At 55.8% G+C, this 17,381-nt stretch carries 15 protein-coding genes; 13 read left to right on the top strand and 2 right to left on the bottom strand.

What is annotated here, in order from left to right; genetic code table 11:
* The 8 genes from ACUVSA_RS13640 to ACUVSA_RS13605 all read left to right on the top strand — a co-directional run.
* Nucleotides 1–319: hypothetical protein (locus ACUVSA_RS13640; RefSeq protein WP_445895231.1), on the top strand; the 319-nt coding region annotated here is incomplete at its 5' end.
* A complete protein-coding gene (locus tag ACUVSA_RS13635) occupies nucleotides 316–1,455 on the top strand; it encodes a type III-B CRISPR module-associated Cmr3 family protein (protein ID WP_445893042.1) in 1,140 nt (379 codons plus the stop codon). The genes ACUVSA_RS13640 and ACUVSA_RS13635, both read left to right, overlap by 4 nt.
* 18 nt (nucleotides 1,456–1,473) lie before the next feature.
* Nucleotides 1,474–2,433, top strand: a complete 960-nt coding sequence (gene cmr4 / locus ACUVSA_RS13630) for a type III-B CRISPR module RAMP protein Cmr4 (protein ID WP_445895230.1) — start codon at nucleotides 1,474–1,476, stop codon at nucleotides 2,431–2,433.
* Nucleotides 2,405–2,773 carry a type III-B CRISPR module-associated protein Cmr5 gene (gene cmr5, locus ACUVSA_RS13625; protein ID WP_445893040.1) on the top strand — a complete coding sequence of 123 codons (369 nt, stop codon included), beginning with the start codon at nucleotides 2,405–2,407 and terminating at the stop codon, nucleotides 2,771–2,773. The genes cmr4 and cmr5 overlap by 29 nt, the downstream gene beginning before the upstream one ends.
* 4 nt (nucleotides 2,774–2,777) lie before the next feature.
* Complete coding sequence (gene cmr6 / locus ACUVSA_RS13620; protein WP_445895229.1) at nucleotides 2,778–4,400, top strand: type III-B CRISPR module RAMP protein Cmr6; 1,623 nt, start codon at nucleotides 2,778–2,780, stop codon at nucleotides 4,398–4,400.
* A 114-nt stretch (nucleotides 4,401–4,514) separates the two neighbouring features.
* On the top strand, nucleotides 4,515–6,617 hold the full coding sequence (locus ACUVSA_RS13615; RefSeq protein WP_445895228.1) for a hypothetical protein: 2,103 nt from the start codon (nucleotides 4,515–4,517) through the stop codon (nucleotides 6,615–6,617).
* Between the two features lie 175 nt (nucleotides 6,618–6,792).
* Nucleotides 6,793–8,958, top strand: a complete 2,166-nt coding sequence (locus ACUVSA_RS13610; RefSeq protein WP_445895227.1) for a CRISPR-associated ring nuclease — start codon at nucleotides 6,793–6,795, stop codon at nucleotides 8,956–8,958.
* Nucleotides 8,955–9,557 carry a phosphoesterase gene (locus ACUVSA_RS13605; RefSeq protein ID WP_445895226.1) on the top strand — a complete coding sequence of 201 codons (603 nt, stop codon included), beginning with the start codon at nucleotides 8,955–8,957 and terminating at the stop codon, nucleotides 9,555–9,557. Before ACUVSA_RS13610 ends, ACUVSA_RS13605 begins: the two co-directional genes overlap by 4 nt.
* A 127-nt stretch (nucleotides 9,558–9,684) precedes the next feature.
* Here ACUVSA_RS13605 and csx20 read toward each other — a convergent pair whose 3' ends face one another.
* On the bottom strand, nucleotides 9,685–11,430 hold the full coding sequence (csx20, locus tag ACUVSA_RS13600; RefSeq protein WP_445895225.1) for a CRISPR-associated protein Csx20: 1,746 nt from the start codon (nucleotides 11,428–11,430) through the stop codon (nucleotides 9,685–9,687).
* A gap of 501 nt (nucleotides 11,431–11,931) precedes the next feature.
* On the opposite strand from csx20, the gene ACUVSA_RS13595 reads away from it, so the two are divergent.
* The gene (locus tag ACUVSA_RS13595; RefSeq protein WP_445895224.1) at nucleotides 11,932–12,981 is read left to right on the top strand and encodes a hypothetical protein; all 1,050 of its coding nucleotides are present in this window, start codon (nucleotides 11,932–11,934) and stop codon (nucleotides 12,979–12,981) included.
* Between the two features lie 191 nt (nucleotides 12,982–13,172).
* On the opposite strand, the gene ACUVSA_RS13590 is transcribed toward ACUVSA_RS13595, so the two are convergent.
* Complete coding sequence (locus ACUVSA_RS13590; RefSeq protein WP_445895223.1) at nucleotides 13,173–13,559, bottom strand: hypothetical protein; 387 nt, start codon at nucleotides 13,557–13,559, stop codon at nucleotides 13,173–13,175.
* Between the two features lie 477 nt (nucleotides 13,560–14,036).
* Between ACUVSA_RS13590 and ACUVSA_RS13585 the strand changes: the two genes are divergently transcribed.
* The 4 genes from ACUVSA_RS13585 to ACUVSA_RS13570 are packed head-to-tail and all read left to right on the top strand — an operon-like array spanning nucleotide 14,037 to nucleotide 17,053.
* Nucleotides 14,037–14,252, top strand: a complete 216-nt coding sequence (locus tag ACUVSA_RS13585) for a hypothetical protein (protein ID WP_445892943.1) — start codon at nucleotides 14,037–14,039, stop codon at nucleotides 14,250–14,252.
* Between the two features lie 48 nt (nucleotides 14,253–14,300).
* Complete coding sequence (locus ACUVSA_RS13580; protein ID WP_445895222.1) at nucleotides 14,301–14,747, top strand: hypothetical protein; 447 nt, start codon at nucleotides 14,301–14,303, stop codon at nucleotides 14,745–14,747.
* Nucleotides 14,744–15,826 (top strand): hypothetical protein, encoded by a 1,083-nt coding sequence (locus ACUVSA_RS13575; protein ID WP_445895221.1) that lies wholly within the window; start codon nucleotides 14,744–14,746, stop codon nucleotides 15,824–15,826. The genes ACUVSA_RS13580 and ACUVSA_RS13575 overlap by 4 nt, the downstream gene beginning before the upstream one ends.
* Nucleotides 15,827–15,874: 48 nt before the next feature.
* Nucleotides 15,875–17,053 (top strand): hypothetical protein, encoded by a 1,179-nt coding sequence (locus ACUVSA_RS13570; RefSeq protein WP_445895220.1) that lies wholly within the window; start codon nucleotides 15,875–15,877, stop codon nucleotides 17,051–17,053.
* The last annotated feature ends 328 nt before the right edge of the window (nucleotides 17,054–17,381 follow it).

Below are 17,381 nucleotides of genomic sequence, written 5' to 3'. Positions count from 1 at the left end.
GTTGGCCCACGATGTGTCGCGGCGCGTGGCCTATGAGCTGAGCGAGGTCTTTCGATGTGTACCGGCGGAGGAAGCAGCTCTGGCGGCCGTAATGGCGTGTCAGTTTCGGCGAAAAGCCAAAGGGGACGATCCGGGTTCAGTGGACTTGGCGCACCAACTCGCCACAAGGGCCACGCGCCGAAATCCGCCCTCGTTCCACGGAACCTCAACGTGGCCCCAGCCCAATCGATGGCTTAGAGACATGTTGCTGACGGCTGAGTTCTTGGCCCGTGAGGGTCGCGTGGGTGAACGAGCCGTAAAAGGGAAGGAGGTGCTATGACGGTCTTAAGCCTCACCCCGTTGGATGTTTTGATGTTGCGAGGCAACCGTTTGTTTGGCGGCGGCGTTCATGGAGGAGCGCTCATGCCCCCGTGGCCGTCGGTGATTTCCGGAGCGCTGATCTCAAGAGCCTTGGCAGACCGGAATTGGATCGGCCGCGTGACGGCGAAGCCTCAAGAAGCCGAAGAATTGATTCCACAAGCCTTGGGAGACAATTTTAGCTTACGGAGCCTGTGGGTGTGGAGTGGTCGAGACCAGAGACTCTGGTTTCCAGCACCTGCCGATGTGGTTCTCCTGAAAGGTTCGACAAGCGAGGCGTCGCTGCAGTGCATATCGCCGCGAAAGGTTCCGGAAGGCTTACTGTGCAGTTACCCTTTGGAACAATTGCCAGTGTTGGATGTGAAGGAACGCCGAAAGGCTGCTGAGTCGGTGTGGCTCGACGTGGAAGGTTGGCGAAGCCATCTCAAAGGCCAACCGCCGGAACCTTCTCAGGTGACCAGCTCGGCACAGTTCTGGAGCCTGAACCCTCGGCTCGGCATCGCTTTGGACGCTGAGACCCGCACAGTGAAAACGGGTGCCATATACACGACCGATGCCGTGAGTCTGAAAGCGGACGTGCATCTCATCGCTGTCTTTTCCGGTGAAAACATTCCGCGGGAGGGGCTCCTGCGCCTGGGGGGTGACGGACGGGCTGCAGAGGTTCGCAGTGCCGACGAGCACATCGTCATGGCCCTCAAAGATATCGGGCGTCCTGAAGCCCATTGGAAGGCGTTTCGAATGATCCTGGCCACGCCGGGCCTCTTCCCCTCAGGCTGGCTTCCTCCAGGCGTTGAGAAGGATGAGAAAGACGGGCAATTTCGACTACGGCTGCACGATTTCTCCGCCACGCTCAAGGCGGCGGCGGTGTCGCGCTATGAAACCGTTTCCGGATGGGATCTGGCGCACCAGAGACCCAAGCCGGCGCAAAAGGTCATTCCCGTGGGATCCTGCTATTGGTTTCAGGTTGAGGAGGGGAACTCAGATGTTTTGCAGCAGCTTTATGAAAAAGGTTTGTGGCCTTTGATGCCGGACGGCCGCGTTGATGTCCGCCGAAAGCGCGAGGGCTGGAACCAGGTCTGGTTTGGGGTATGGAATTGACTGAAAAGGAGTGAAGTCATGTTTATTTCAAAGAAACTCATGTTCTTATATGCCATCAGCCCAGTTCATATGGGAGCCGGGCAAGCTCTGGGGGTTATTGACAATCCGATCCAGCGGGAACGCCACACAGAGCACCCCCTTTTTGCAGGATCGGGCATTAAGGGTGCTTTTCGGCACGCGGCAAGGAACCTGTGGGCCGAAGAAAACGGCCTTTTGGATCGCATTTTCGGTCCGGAACAGGACGCCTCCCTGCACGCGGGGGCTGTCAGTTTTGCCGATGCGCAATTGTTAGCCTTTCCGGTTCGTAGCCTCAAAGGAGTTTATGTGTACGCCACGTCACCTTTAGCTCTGCAGCGATTGAAGCGTTTGGCGGCCGTGGCGGGCCAACCCATCCCCTTTGAGGTGCCGACGGCATTGCAAGATGACGAAGCAGTGGTGCTCAACCCGCAGCTTTTGGCCACCGGCGCAAAGGGGGAGCGTCTGATCCTCGAATCCTACGCCTTTAGCCCCTCTAAGGATTCCTCGAAAAAATTCGAAAAATTGGCTCAGTGGCTGTCCAAAAAGATTTTGCCAGACGAAACACCCTTTTCTTTCTTTCGCGACAAACTGGCCAAGGATTTGGTCCTTTTGTCGGATAACCAACTGACTTTTTTCGCCAAAAACGCCACGGTGGTGGAACCCCATGTGCGCATCGACGATGAATCGGGGACGGCGGATGACGGCGGTCTGTTCTTTACGGAAAACCTGCCCCCGGAAACCGTGATGGTAAGCCTCGTCATGGCGTCTGAAGAGCGGTTGACCAAAGGGCAGAAAAATGAAAGTCGCATGAGTGCTAAAGATATTATGGCCAAGGTCCAAGAAGGGTTTGACGGCAAGTGTATTCAAATCGGTGGCGATGCCACAACGGGTCGAGGCCACTTGATGGTGCGTTTTTTGATGGAGGATGGGCATGAAGACGCTGGATCAAATACGGGCTGAATGGGCGTGGAGCCATGTTCAAGATGCGGATGAAAAGTATAAGAATCTGGCCAAAGGACTTCCCGCGCTGGTCATGAGCAACGGGCTGATGCAAACCTTAGCCTTTTTGCAAGGTAAAGCGGACAAAAATAGGAGCAATGAATATGCGAAATTAGTTGACCACATTTTGAATTGGCTGGGTCATAAGGAAGCTCAGGTGCTTAAACCAGAAGAGACCGCTGATTTCAAAAGTTCCATGAGAGCCCTGTGCCGTTGCGACAGCCTGCTGTATCAACGGGCGACGGAAGAGACTCTGGCCATCCTTAAGTGGATTCGCTATTTAGCCAATGCCGTAGTTTAACAAGATGAGCCGTTCCGTTCTGAGCACACATGAAGGATCGGCATTTCGCCGATCCGCATGGGGGATTTCTATGCAACGTTCGACACAACAACACCATGATACACTGCCCCTGGCGGTTCCGGCCTATTTGCAGGAGGCCCTTAGGAAAGGGAGAAAAGCTGAGGGGTGGCGCCTTAAAAATGTTGCGGACCAGGTCCCTCCGGGTCACCGTTTCCTTCTCTATTTTCGGGCCTTTGAGCGTGCGGACGGAAACGAATGGGAACCCCTGACAACCAGCAAACGAGATGCCCTGGAGGATATTGTCAAGACGGGAAAACAGGCTAATGCGATCCTCAATGCCCTTAAGATGCGGCACGCTCGACTCTTCGACGAAACTTGTTGGAAGCGGAGGGTGACATTGGCGGCACCGCTTTTTACAGGATCTGGAAACCCCCACCCGGTGGAAAATGGCTTCGCTTTCCTGTCTCCCTATGGTGTGCCCTATCTAGCGGGATCCGGCCTCAAGGGGGTGTTTCGACGCGCCGCGGAAGAACTCGCCTTGCTATGTGATGATACGCACGGATGGACCTTGCCCCTTGTCTGGGCCCTGTTCGGCTTTGACGCAAACAGCGCCTACCTAGGGGCAGCCTCAGACAGCGAGTGGGTGCGGGGATATGATGCCTTTGTGCACGAGGTGGAAAATTCCCCGGACCGCGTACTGGAGCAATTAATGAAAATTTGGATGAACCCAAGGCTTCAAAAAGTGCTAGAAAAAGAATTTGGACCGGAAAACGGACCCCTGGATCAGCCGGCCTTTTTGAGGGCTTTGCGGCAATACCAACAGATCCGCCGCGCCGTCCATTTTCAAGGTCTGCTGACGTTTTTTGACGCTGTACCGCACCCTGACTGCCAAATGGCGGTGGACATCACCAATCCCCACCACAAGAGCTATTATCAGGGAACAGGACAGGAGTCTCCACATGACGCTGAACAGCCTGTGCCGATTTTCTTTCTCGTCTTGCCACCGGGGACCACGTTTGATCTAAAAGCCCTACCCCTCGCCCAAAAGGACGCTCTGTGGCCTCTCGTGAAAGACCGCTGGCAGGCGTTGCTGGATGCCTCCTTGGGCCATATTGCCGCATGGCTTGGTTTGGGAGCCAAAACCTCTGTGGGCTACGGCGTCTTTACGCTTGCCCAGCAGCCGGCTCAGGACAAGCTTTCAGGAAGATCGGAGGAAGCGCCGCCCAGTCAAAGAGAAGTGCTTAAGGAGGTGGAGATTCAGAAGCTGGAAGAGGAGCGCCGGCGCAAACAAGAGGCTGAAGAAATGGAACAGGCTCAACGCCTCGCCGCCTGGAATGCTCTGCCTGAAGATGAAAAAATCCTGAGGCCGCTGCAGGAAAAGGTTGAAGCCTATGTCAGGTCCAGCGAAGTGTTAAGGAAAAACATTCGGCCGGATCTCAATCGGGCGATGAATGCAGCCCTGAAACAGGCCTCTCAGATAAAGGATTCAAATCTTCGGCAAAGAGTGGCGGCGGAAATGGAAAAGATGTACGAAAGGGTGGGATGGGCGGATCCTGGAGAAAAAAAGGAAAAAAGACAGAAGCAGGAAAAGAAGCGTCGCGAGGCTCTGGAAGCGTTAAAGAAATAGCGGGAGACGGAGCAGGGGCGGTCGCAGCGGTTTTTTATCGTGCCTTGCGGCGCTCCTCTCGCCTCAACTTGTGGTGGACCGATGCAGTTTTCAGCCAGTTGGTCCTTGGAGGAGATGAAGGTTTGGCATCAGTGGGGACGCCTGGAAGAACGGGCACCCCAGTGGGAAAACCCATGGGCATTTCAGTGGCCACAAGACCTTTCCGAAGCCGAAAGCTTTTTGAAGGCCCTTGAGACAGAAATAAGCCCATCGTTGTGGCAGAGACTGCTTATGGGCTGTCTGGCGGCGGCCTTGGGACGAAGCGATGAACCTGAAGCCCAGAGCTTTGTCGGCATCCTTGAACGGTTCGTGAGGCGCTGCGACCTGGGTTTATCTCATCATTGGCTGCAGCAGGACCAAGCCCGCTGGGCTCTGGTGGCCCTGCCCACGGCTCAAGGCACTGGAGCTAAAATTGTCTGGGCTCTTGTGGGATCCATCGCGGGCGGCACGACTTTCCACCTGCCTACATGGCTGTTGAACGGCCTGGATGCCTCCGCCTGGCAGGCTCTTCAACGTGCCCATAAGCTCATTTGGCAAAAGACCGGCCGAGGCATGGCCTTTTTTCCACTCATATCACCAAGATCGACAAGACCTTTTATTCAGGGGCCGTCATGGGCGCTTTCAGCGTATCTGGGGGCCTGGCAGGCGCATCGAGGTCCTCAGGGCGATCGAAAACCCTACTCCATTTTGGCCACCGGAGATGTGGATGACCAGGGGAAAATTGTTTCCGTTGGCAGCGTCCGGCAAAAGGCGAGGGCTGCCGCCAGGGCCGGCTTTAACGTCCTTCTCTGTCCGTATGGTTGCGCAGAAGGCATCAAGTCGATGGGGTCTTTGCACTTGATTGAAGTGGCAGACTTGCAGGCTGCTGAATATTTCTGGGAAATATCAGCTTTGGAAACCTCCGTAGTCTGGTCGAAGCACTTGGATCGGCTGCGCTCACCAGAAGAGATGTCCGCGGGGCTTTATCTCTTGGACCCTCGAATCCGCCGATGGAGCGGTTTCTTTGACGCTTACGCGCAAACGGTCACCAAGATTTTGCAGGACACGAAGCGTTTGGAAAGGTTTTGCGAATCCATGGAGCGCCTTCTTGCCGATGCCGCGACGGACGTGGATTGGATGCAAACCTTGTTGAACCCCATCACCGTCACGGTGGTCCGGAACCTAGCCGATGTGTCCCCTCTCTTGTCCTGCCGGTTGGCGTTTTTGCGTTGGACCTTGGCGGTGCAGCGGGGGAGGGTGGATGAGGCTCTTGCATGGACTGAGTGTTATCGAAATTTTTCCTGGGAGCGTCTAGCGGCGTACCCTGAAGGGATTTACCGCATCGCTGACGGTCTAAATCGGCGCTTCATCACTGAATATCACAGCCGGTATCGATTCAATCCGGAGCTGCCGCGGTGGCTTACAGAATTTCGAGATTATCTGGAGAAGACTCGAGAAACTCAGGCCGTCGTCAACGGCCTCAAACCCGCGATGCCAAGCTTGGGAAAACTTTACGGCACCATCGCGCAAAATTACGGTTTTTGCGGTCCCAAGTATTTGGATTCCTGCATCCAATCCGTGCGACAGGCGTGGGATGCTTTTGGCGCAGGTCAAGTACCTGACCTCTCCCAAGAATATCTTCGCCAATATCATTACCTCATCTACGCCCATCTGGACGCTCAAGCGCCTGAAAAGGCCCGAGAAGCTCTTGAAGCCTATCTTGGCGCTCCCTTGGACAGCATAGACCCGTGTTCCCTGAAGCGCTACGAACATGCGGCCCTGGCTCGATTTCTTGCGGAAACGGGCTGTGTGCTCTCCGGGTACGCGTCGTGGTGCTGCAGACAGCTCGGGCGGTCGTTGGACGACCATCCATGGCAACTGTGGCTGTGGAACGTGGGCCGATGGATTGAGTCAAAAGAGATGAAAAAGCGTGCTTGGGAGCAAGGAATCCAGCTGTGCTGGCGCCTTGGCTTGACCGCCCGTCCCATGGCCCTGCTGCATGCGGCCTCCTTGTATGGAGAAGGGCTGGCATCTGCAGATTTCTTGGAGCCGGTGGTGGAAAGTGTCTTGAAGGAACTTGAAAAAGGCTGCCTTTGCAAAGAACACTTTGCCGATCTCCTTTCCAAACCCTCATGGCAAGGTGTTTTGCTGGATGTGCTGGAGGATCCCGCGAGATGGTTTCCTTTCACGTACCGTTGAACCCGAAGCCTGAAGCTGGAGGTATGCGACTGGCTCCATACGGCATGCGCACCGCGCGTTGGACAGCCCCTTCCCATGGCAGTTCGGTGCAACCCAGTTCTGCGCTTTTTTACAGGCGGATTCCGAGCCCCTCACTCGGCGCCGTTAAGGATGTCCTCAAACCAGGAAAGACGCAATGGCCCGCGTGCTTATCACCACACTGGGAAGAAACTGGGAGATCGTTCCGGAAATCCTGGGCTGGACCAACCCGGACCTGGTGGATTTTTACCGTCATCATCCCCATCGTCAGGCATTAGATGATCTTCGAGCCGCATACGGCATCGAGCCCGTCGAGCGTGTTTGGATCATCACCACCGACGGGCCGGACATCGACACGGCCCTTCATCAGCTGAGAGTCTGGCGTGACGCCGTGAGGGCGGACGCGATTCGATTTCGGGTGGTTCGAGTGAGCGGCATTGAGGACCTCTCTTCCCTTGCCGAATGCCGACGAATGCGCGAAGCCATTCACCAAGTGGTTTTTCGGGGCTTCATGGAAGCCAAGCCGGAAGGGATGTTGGTCCTGTCGCTTACAGGGGGTCGAAAGACCATGAGCAGCGATATGCAGGCCGCCGCCTTTTTCGGGTGCCGCGCCCTAATTCATATCGTTGGCCGGGACGACAAGTTAGTCAAATTCAAGCAGCTGGACGTTCAAGACTTTTGCCGACCTCTGGCCTCGTATCTTGCCGATGCCGTCACACCAGTGGTGGTGGGCCGTCACGCTCGCAGCCCACTTATGGACTACCCGGAAAGTCTGCCAAGGCCTTTGGAGATGTGCGTCCATAAAGCACTGCAAAGCGAAGCGATGGCCGATGCCTCCTGGATCATTTACAGGCTATGTGTGGACCAAACACCGCTGCTGGATACCTTGGAAGACTGGTTCAAGACCGCCTCAAACCTGGCCGCCAACCATGCCAGCCGAATCATTCAGCAGGAAACCTCGGCCAACTTCCTGGCCCTCTACAGCCTGCCACCCCGCGAAATCCAAAGACTCAAAGAAACCAAGCTGGGCGTGGCCCTCGGCCATCACAGGGTAAGATCTGAGTTAGAACTTCTTCGCCGACTTCCCAAGGCCGAACTGCACTGCCACCTGGGTGGTGCTTTGACGGTTGAGGAAATCCTCGACGTCGCCCGGGCGCTGGAGGAAAAAATAAAAAAATACCAAGCTATTCTGCAGCCGTGGCTCGATCAATGGAAGTCGCGCCTGGAAACCGAGGATGTGGCCTTATGGGGCCATGCAATGGACTGGAAAGCTCTGCGCCGTCCCTTGGCTGGCGTGCCTGAACCAATACCCGTGGCTGCTTTCATTCTGCTTTTTCAATCGTGCCCGCATGTTCTGGAAGAAATGATCTACGGCCCATACCTGAAGGAAGAAAACTTCGTGGGAATCGGCTTTAACGCTTACGAGCGCCTGGGGGATCTTCAGGGATCCGCGCTGCTTCAGTGCGAGGAAACCCTTCGCGCCGCTTGCCGTATCTTGGGCCTTAAGGCTCGTGATCATCATGTGCTTCATCTGGAAGTGCGCTGTTCGCCGCACAACTACACTCGAGGGTCCCTCAACCCCCGGCGTGTTGTGGAAATCATTGCGGACGAACTGGCCATGCACGGGCCGGAATCCACCATATTGCTGCTCATTGGCAGCCGCCACAAAAAATTGGAAGAGCTTCGTGACAGCGTGGCCCTCGCTGAAGAGCTCATAAAAGAAAACGGCCGTGCCTCGCACATGCTGGTGGGCTTTGACTTAGCCGGTGATGAAAAGGCGCTGGAAGCGGTGAAAGTGCGCGAAACTTTCCTGCCGCTCATGGAACGGTGCCTGCACGCCACCATTCATGCGGGTGAAATCGCCGACGCTTCCAGCATCTGGCAGGCGGTTTATCATCTCAACGCGGAACGCATCGGCCATGGCCTCACCCTCCAGCAAAATCCCGATCTTCTGGAGCGGTTTCGCGACCGGCGCATCGCCGTGGAGATGTGCCCTTCCAGCAACTACCAAATCCTCGGTTTTCGGGACGCGCACGTGCCCGGCTCGGCCTCCCTTTCGGTCTACCCCCTATTCGATTATCTGCAAAAAGGACTTCGAGTCACCGTCAACACCGACAACCCGGGCATTTCACGAACTGATTTTTCCAAGGAATACCATCGCGCGGGACGCCTCACGCCCAACGGCCTGAGCCTATGGGATGTGCTGCTGCTCATTCGAAACGGGTTCAAGGCGGCTTTTACCGAGGCTCCACGGCGCCACAACCTTCTTCGAAAGGCGGAAAACATGATTCTTCAAGTGCTTGAACGAGGGTTTGACTCGTGAGTGCGGAAGAACAGGTGCTCTGTGTGGCCCGGCAGGGGCTGCCGGCCGCCTGGTTGGGACGGCGCACCGCCCTTCCTTTGACCTACGCGCAGTGTCTTGAGGTGCTTTCCGCCGCCGGCTGCGGCTATAGGCCGCGTCGCGACGCGGAACAGGACCCGCGCTTTAAGCAACTCATTCCCTATCTGGTGGCCCTGGATTCTCGGGGCTTGAAAGTGGGCTGTTACCGCCGAAAAGGCTCGGAAACGAGGCTTCATGGCCTGGAATCGGTGGGCATTGGCGGGCACATCACCCTTGAAGATGCGGCCGATGCTTCGGACGACCTGGCTTCCGCGCTGGCTCGAGGCCTGCACCGGGAACTTTCTGAGGAGTTTGCTGTGCTGCCGCAACCCATTGAGCCGATCTTTCAGGGGATCATCAACGAAGAAGAAACCCAGGTGGGCCATGTTCACCTGGGGCTGGTGTTTCTTTTGAAAGTGGCCCATCCGGAAGCCGTACGCCCCGCAGCGGAACTCCATCATTTTCGGTGGCTTGCTCTTTCCCCGGCGCTGCGGCGTCCCCTGGAGCTTTGGTCCCGCTTGGCCCTGAGGCTTGTGCAATGAAAGAGGAGCGCCTTCCCACAACCCAAAAATCCGGCGCGCGATTCATTTTGAACGGACTGCGTCCTCATGGTCGAACGCCGCAACCTATCCAAGCCCCGCCTTTGCCCGGCAGCTGTTTCGTCCTCGATTAGGACTCATAGGGGCGAAAACGCACATGCCGAAAAATGCGCTTCTGCAGCACGGAGCCGTCGGGCTGCACAGACTCTTCCATGATCCTTTCCGACGTGGCGTAAACGGGCACCATACTTCGGCCTAAAGCCCATGAAGCGACCCCGAACGTTGCCCCAAATTCGCCTTGAACCACGAGGACGTCTCCGGGTGCAGATTCGTTTTCAAGCCATTCCAAAATGGGCTTAAGGTGCGACCGCACGGACCGGTCCTCTGGAGGCACCTGAGACCACAGTGATTGCAGGGGGTCTGGCAACCGCATCACCGCATGGACGTGCCATTGCGTGAAGAGCTCTTTTTCTTGTTCCGGGGTCGGCTTGTGAGACAAAAGCCAAAAGGCGCGCCGAGGCGTGTCCTCTTGCCCTTGGTTAGAAGCATTTGGGTCTTGGTTCGCTTTGTTCCGATACGATTCCCATGCCCGCCGAAGTTCTTGCAAACCTTCTCTTCGAAGGAAATCGATTAAGGCCTGGGCCGTGGAGGCGTCTTTTTTCCAGCCCCCATGCAAAAGATCGTTTCGTCGATGGCGGAGTGGCTCAAAAGCATGGGCCAGACCCATCAGCTCACTCCCTCCGGCTTCAATCAAGTTAAGGGCCTCCTCACGCCGCTGGGCCAAAAGGCCGCTCCATTCTGTTTCGCGTATTCCCTTAACCAGCACATGCAGCAAAGCGGCCCAGAAATTTTCCCGCATGTTTTCATCCAAAGGATCATGGCCTGCGGCCCGGCACAGACCGCTCAAAACGGTTTCTCGAAGGAACACGTAGGCCTGAGGGATTAATTCATGGTCTAAACACCACTTCGCCGCTTCAAACCCTTTGGTCTCCGGATCCGCAGCGTTGAACCCTTGCAGTTTGCGGCGAACGATTTCCAGCAGGGGTCGCAGCGGAGGAATCAGCCGTTGGTTTTCCACGGCATCGATTTCAGCATCCAAGCCTCTAGCCTCCGCTATCTTTTGCCCTCGAGCGGCGGCCAAGTTTAGACACAGGTCATTTAGCCGGTTGCTTAAACCAGAGAGGGCCTGAGCCAGGGCCCTTTCGTCCGGGTTCTTTCTTTGTGCAAAAATGGGTCCAAGGTTTCGACCGACCAGCCGCCTGATTTCTTGTGGGCGTCCTGCCTTGTGAAAAATGTCCACAGCGCGGGCCCAGTCGAGCAGAGCGTCATAGGGGGTCAGATCAAAAACAGGAGCCACACGTTTTTCCAATGGCATGTCTCTGACGGCTTGAACAGGCCCCAGTGTTTCAAAAGCACCATATAGAATGCGCTCTACTTCAATGTTTTTCAGCACCTTAGCGTAATTGACGATGACGGTCTGCAACAGGGGCAGCGACCGAAAGGAATGAGTGATATCCAAATAGAGATGGTCGCCTTCTTGAAGTGCCTCCATGAGGATCATGAAAATGTTCATGATTTCTTCTTCGTTTCGCCCTTCAGGGATGGTGATTTTTTGACAAGGAGCCTTCAGATTGAGCTGACGCATGCGGGATTCCAGACCCTGAGGAAAATTGCCACCGTCGATCCAGTTTTTCTTTTCGGCTTCTGCGGTGCAGGCGATGAGAATGCGGTCTTGCGGAGTCCAGTCGCGGCAGATGTGGGCCACGAGAGCCTCTTGGACGAAGACCACGGGATGTTCCGAGGGCTTTCCATCCAATTCGTAGTAACATTCCACGTAGGCATTGGTTCCCAAAGGGCTTAAAAATACCTTGGCCATGGTTGGTATCCTCCCGTCTGTAAGTCACTTGTACGCCTTGGGGCAGCCTGTTTATAGCAGCACCGTCCCTGAAAAGCAAAACCCACCCACCCAACCCGATCTGTAAAGCTCAACGGCACCGGCATCGGGCTTTTACAAAAAAGTTCAAAGCCCGAAACGGTTTTTTTTGACTTCTCATGGACGCTCAACCGCTGGGCGCGCCCCGCGTCATGGAGCTGCATAAACAAGTGCTTGAAAAAAGGCATTTGATCCGCTAGGTTCACCTTCAAGGGGCGGGTTCGACAACTCTTTCACTCCGAATAGCTAAGCCCCGAGTCTTTATCGGGTGTTGCGGTGCTTTGACGGCCTTAAGCTGAGAGGCCGTAGCCAAAGCATTGTCACAAATGCTCTTAAGGAATGGGGTCGAGGCTCGGGAAAGCAAAGGAACGGCCCATGCGGTGTTATGCGGCGTGCGAAAGCTATGGAGCCGACTGAGCGTGCAAGCCAACATAGGTGAGAGGAATGATGCTGGAGTGGAAATCCTGGACTGAGATCGCACGATTTCATAGCCCACTGCGGAACGGGGCACTGGACGAGCAGGTCATTGAAGTGCGACAGGACCCGCTGACGGGCCATCAAAGCATTTACAACGCAGCGCTGGAAGGCAAAACGTCTATCCTTTTTCCTGCCACGGATTTGACGTACCTGGAAGAGCGGGTGGCTGCATCCCGGCAGGCGTGCTTTTTATGCGACGGCAAATGGCGAACCATGACGCCGGCCTATCCGGAAGATCTTATTCCTGGCGGGCGCATTGTTCAAAACGAAGTTGTCCTTTTTCCAAACCTTTTTTCGCTCTCAGCCTACCATGCTGTGGTCATGGTGGGCGAAAAACATCATCGGCATCTCAATGACTTTCCAGAAGATCTTTTGGCGGACGCCGTGAGTGCGGCCCTGGATTTTGTGCGGGCCTGCTTCCAAAAGACCCCCGACGTTCGTTATTTCACAATCAACGCCAATTACCTTTTTCCCGCAGGGGCCAGCGTCATTCATCCCCACCTGCAGATCCTGGGAAGCGTGGAGCCCGGAACTCATCATCGGCTCCTTCTTGAGGCGTGCCGTGCGTATTGGAATCGCACAGGCCGATGCTATTGGAACGACCTGACATCAGCGGAACAGCAGAGCCAGGAGCGCCACATCGCTCGAATCGGCCGCATTCACTGGATGGCTGCCTTTTCGCCCATGGGAGTGAATGAGGTCCTTGCGGTTTTGCCCGGCGTGCCCTCGTTTCTGGATTGGACGAACGAGGATGCGGCGCAGTTGGCCCAAGGGCTTCACAAAGTGCTTTGCGGCTACCATGCCCTAGGTTTTTCGACATTTAACTTTTCTTGTTACAGCGGACCCCTGGGAGAACAAGGCGGGAGTTTTGCGTGTGTCCTCCGCATTGTGAACCGCCAGAATGTGACGCCCCACTATCGTACCGACGACTATTATTTTCAGAAGCTTCTCAAAAATGAGATCATGATCTTACGGCCGGAAGCCTTGGCCGCTCACATGCGGAGCCATTTTTCGTAAGGGGGTTTTGATTTTTCCTTGGGCGGCGGAGTCCTCTGCCGCCCAAGGAAATGAGCCTTTAGGTTGCAAACCATCTTTCCGATACAATCCATCCATGCCGAAAACGAGTTCCTTTGCGACACGTGAGACCGGCCCACTGAGGCTACAACGCTTATTGTCGATCTTTTGTACCTTATGGACAGGTGCGCGGCTCACCAAAGGAGCTTATAAGCTCTATTGATCATACAGTTTTTAAACACGGTGTCCGCATGATTTTCCACGGACTGCAGCCCGCCCGCAGCCCCTGCGGCTGCTCCGGTGGCGGCCCATCCTAAGTTGTTGTGAGTTCGCCATGCGCGACCCAACCCGTAACCCAACCCGGCGCCCAAGATGGCTCCCGCGAGGCTGCTGGCCACAGTTTCATTTGGTGCGTGCAAGTACCATTGCGCGGCCAGATCGGAGCAGGTGGCCAGGTCGATTTGAAATTGCGCATGATCGTTCACGGAACTCATATCCACGCGGGCGGCCATGTTCTGTATGTAGTTTTGCTGGATCTGCTGTTTGGTGGCGCATCCTGCGCTTAAGAGGGCGCATAACACGACAATGGCAGCGAACTTTCATGATTCGCCTCCTTGTTTGGGTGAGAAAGGAAATTTTTGGGGGCGCCACAAGGGCAAACCGACCACCTGGACCTGTGAGCATTTACGGCCTGAGGCGGACTTTTTTCAAAAAAGGCTCTCTGAGCAAATAACGGTATGGGACAGCCAGACCGACGCAGGCTGGTTCCTTCGAAGGACGCAAACTGCGAGCACGCGCCGCTCCGACAGCCTCAAGGTAAAAGGATAGGGGCAAACCATTGTCGGACAAGCTTCCGGCATAAACAACCACCGGTTTGGGACAAGCGGATTGACGCAAGGTCGCCCCTTTGATGGACGCGCACAACGAGGACGCGGTTCTTTCGAAGGAAATCGAGCGAGCGAGCGATCCCTTGGCCTGGGAACGAAGGCTTGTTGTTCACGGGAAGGAAAGAGTGTGCTAGGCTGAAGCAAAGTCAAGCCCGGGCGAAGGGGAGGACCGTGGGAAGCTACGATGTGGCCATGAAAGTGATTTTATCCCACTGTGGGCACGCGGCTCTGGAGTATTTTTTGGGTTTGGAGCTGGAAGCCTCTGAAATCGTGGCCTTGCCGCAGGAAACGGCTTCTGTGCGACGAAGCGACGTGCCGGTGCGGGTTCGCACTCGGGAGGTGCGTGTGCTTCTTGTGCTTTTGGAGGTGCAGAGAAAGAGCACTTAAACCTGTGATATTCTTTGCCCATTGAAAACAAGGCTCAGAGGAAAGCTGATGAGTCGGAAGCGATTCAAGAATCCCGGCACGGCTCAAAGGCCCATAAATTGGGACTTGCTTGGAAGCGCAGTGCGAAGGATGCCTCCGGCCTACTGGGAAAAAGGCATGATGTTCGGGGGGGCTTCGGACCGGGAAGTTCTAAAACAGACAGCGTTTTTCCCCGAAAGGCGACGGCATCCTTCAGGCACGCACCCGATCTATGTATTGGATGTTATAGAGTGTGAAGGCATTATGGTTTGCCCTTGTTCAACCAAGGGTCGCATGGCTGTGCGGTACATTCGACCAGGGTGCTGCTTGGAGATTACCGGAAAGGTCTTGGATCGGCGCAGCTACCTCATTGAAGCTTTTCGATTTATGCTTCCTCAGGACCCTGCCTTTTGGAAGTCGCTTTTGTTTTTGGGCAAAGTGCCTGAATGGTGTCTCGAACCGGTACAGGGCCCATGAACTGGAGTGATTGGCTTCAACGCGCAGAATGCCACGCTGTTCTGGAGCTAGCGGCTCGCTTGATCCTGAGAGAGGCCAAGCGTCGATCCATTCCCTCAAGGCTCCTTCCGGAATCGAACGGCAGCGCGGCTCAGCACCCCTCCAGCCGGGGGGCGCCATCAATACAGGCCATGGTCAATACTTTATGGCTATACGTGCAGCAACAGGCAAAGGTTTGGGAACAAGGGCATGCCTTTGCCGCATTATACGCTCAGGGAGAGAATCGTCTCGTGCAATTTTTGGCCAGACGCTACATCCTGCATCTTTTGGACTTGTCCAGAACCCAGTCCGCAAGCCCTTACAGAGCCTTGTACCGGCGTTTGCGCCAATACCTTCACAGCAGTGACGCCGTGCAATACCGCCTCATGGGCGGACATTCCTATTACGCGTGCGCCCATAAAGATGAGCAGGAGGCTTTGAAAGATAGCGCCTCGTGGGGCTCATCGGATAGTTACAAAGTTTGGCCTGCACCTCCGCTTTCATTCTGTAGGGATTTTCATTCGTTGCGTCGGGATGAGGCGGTCAACGTGGCGTGCTTTTTTTGGCGAGAGGTCGTTCGGCGGTTAGGAAAGCCGTGCTGGGTGTCGGTGCGCGAACTGACGCGATATCTTTTAACGCACGTGTCGGTGCCGCCGTCGGAACGGGAAGTGCTCTTTAGCGAACTGAGTGCTGATGAGGAGGAAGATCCGATTCGGGATTGGCACCATGCGGTGGACGCTGATCAGGAACGGACTCTTGTGCACCGGGATCTGCCAAGACTGGCCCAAAAACTTTTGGCCGACTGGGAGGAACATGAGCGGGCGGTTTTTTATGCCCGACACGCCATCGAGCAAAAGCTCGCCGATATCGCCGAACTTTCGGGTCATCGAGGACCGTCCGGGGCCAAATACCTTTTGGAGCAACTCAACCGCAGAGTGCACGATTTTTGTCTCACCTGGCCGGGTCTGTCGTTTTTTGACGAAGACCAGGAGCTGGTTCACGAGTTTCTCGAAGAAGTCTTGAAAATCTGTAAATCCGCCTGGGAAGGCCGTAGTGATTGACGAGAGGATGTGGTGATCCCCTGCTGGTCTTCAACAAGGTAAGCTGGTATGGCCCATTGCCCTGACGACGTCATAACGCTTCGACTCGCCTGGCAGGAGGCTCTCAGGGTCCGGGGCTGCCCGCCTGAGGACGTCCTTTGCGGCGAGCCTGTCCCGGAGAACTTACGATCCCACTTGAATTCCTGCCCGTGGTGCGAAGACGACCGGGAGGATCTCAAGGCTTTAATAGGTCACGAGTCCCGAGGCGCGGGTCACGAGTCTAGGCTCGGGACCCGCGATCCGCGACCCGCGACCTGCGACTCGGGAGCTTCAGGCCAGGCCGAACTGGGCGATGTGGTGCGGCTCGCCCACAGTCTTTCCGGCTGGGGGCCCAAGAACCGATTTTACAATCCGCCGCTGGTGATCCTTGTTGAAGCCCTGCAAGAGCCCGCGGGTGCCTTCCGCGTGGCTCTGGTGCACGATTTTCCAGACCTCGCCGGTCCCTGGGATGTGCAGGTGGCTCCAGGGGTTTTTGCCGAACCCTGGAACACCTTTGCCTGCTTATCTTCACATTGGGATTGCCGAGTCCTGCGTGTGTCCGCTTCCGTTTTGGATGAGGTGCGGCGCCGAGCCCAAAACCCATCGCAGGCTTTTTCCGCTGAGAAGGCGTCAGCGCAGGATCCCCGCGGAGCGTTTCTTTCCGCGTTTCGCCGGCTGGAAATGGAGGTGGCGGCCTTTTTTGCACAGCGCGTCCTTCAAGACCTCATGGACCATTACGAAACACCGGTATCGGCGGCCTTGAGCCCTTTTTTCAAAGACCCTGAAGCCTTTCGCACAGCCTTTGGGGCATGGCTTCAACTGGATATCCAGGCCGATCCTTCCCTGAAAACAATCCTGACCGCCCCTTGGGTCGAAGCATTCTTGCCCATGGCGGCGGCTCCGCAGGGAAAAATTTTATCGGTAAGGATTGTGCGTCTTCAAGAATCGGGGCCCGTTCTGGAACCGGTCACCGCCGAACTCACCATATGTGAAGCCACCGCTCGCGGGGTTATCGTCGGCGGAAAAGTGTTGAAGAATTTTTCCGAGGCGGCGGAAATGCATGCCGTGTGGCTCGTTTCGGGCCGAGAAATTTGGCCCGAGGAAGCCATGCTGGATACCCCAAAAGGCTATTTTAGACTGCTTTTCCCAAGATTCCCAAGACATTTGGCCTTGCTCCAAAATTTATACCTTGCAGTAATAGACCGATGAGGTTTTCGCCGGCTTGGTGCTTAGAAGCAATGAGGGTTCGCCCCCACTGGAGCTGCCTTGAGGACGATATTTTTTTCATGGGCTCCGCGGACGCCAACGGCCCGTCTAGGAGCCTTGGAAGCTCACGTGAAACCGCCGGAAAATCGCAAGGCGCGTCACCAAGCGCGTGAACATGCGATGACGAGCAATGTGGATTGCCAGGGGAATGTTTATCCGGTAGGTTTTCTGCAGGGGAAAGCGAAAGTGGGGGCGGAAGCCGGTTTTGGGTGCCGTTGGGTCTTTTGGGTTTTGAGGATGCCTTTCATCTATCTGCCAGGTTGCGGTCCAT

This window comes from Desulfosoma sp. (assembly GCF_052743555.1).
The sequence above is the reverse complement of the archived record's forward strand: the minus strand, read 5'-3'. Positions and strand labels throughout refer to the sequence as shown.

What these genes read in the sequence shown, in the direction of transcription:
- ACUVSA_RS13635 (WP_445893042.1), top strand. Translation starts at nt 316, where the DNA reads ATGACGGTCTTAAGCCTCACCCCGTTGGATGTTTTGATGTTGCGAGGC.
- cmr4 (WP_445895230.1), top strand. Translation starts at nt 1,474, where the DNA reads ATGTTTATTTCAAAGAAACTCATGTTCTTATATGCCATCAGCCCAGTT.
- cmr5 (WP_445893040.1), top strand. Translation starts at nt 2,405, where the DNA reads ATGAAGACGCTGGATCAAATACGGGCTGAATGGGCGTGGAGCCATGTT.
- cmr6 (WP_445895229.1), top strand. Translation starts at nt 2,778, where the DNA reads ATGAGCCGTTCCGTTCTGAGCACACATGAAGGATCGGCATTTCGCCGA.
- ACUVSA_RS13615 (WP_445895228.1), top strand. Translation starts at nt 4,515, where the DNA reads ATGAAGGTTTGGCATCAGTGGGGACGCCTGGAAGAACGGGCACCCCAG.
- ACUVSA_RS13610 (WP_445895227.1), top strand. Translation starts at nt 6,793, where the DNA reads ATGGCCCGCGTGCTTATCACCACACTGGGAAGAAACTGGGAGATCGTT.
- csx20 (WP_445895225.1), bottom strand. Translation starts at nt 11,430, where the DNA reads ATGGCCAAGGTATTTTTAAGCCCTTTGGGAACCAATGCCTACGTGGAA.
- ACUVSA_RS13595 (WP_445895224.1), top strand. Translation starts at nt 11,932, where the DNA reads ATGATGCTGGAGTGGAAATCCTGGACTGAGATCGCACGATTTCATAGC.
- ACUVSA_RS13580 (WP_445895222.1), top strand. Translation starts at nt 14,301, where the DNA reads ATGAGTCGGAAGCGATTCAAGAATCCCGGCACGGCTCAAAGGCCCATA.
- ACUVSA_RS13575 (WP_445895221.1), top strand. Translation starts at nt 14,744, where the DNA reads ATGAACTGGAGTGATTGGCTTCAACGCGCAGAATGCCACGCTGTTCTG.
- ACUVSA_RS13570 (WP_445895220.1), top strand. Translation starts at nt 15,875, where the DNA reads ATGGCCCATTGCCCTGACGACGTCATAACGCTTCGACTCGCCTGGCAG.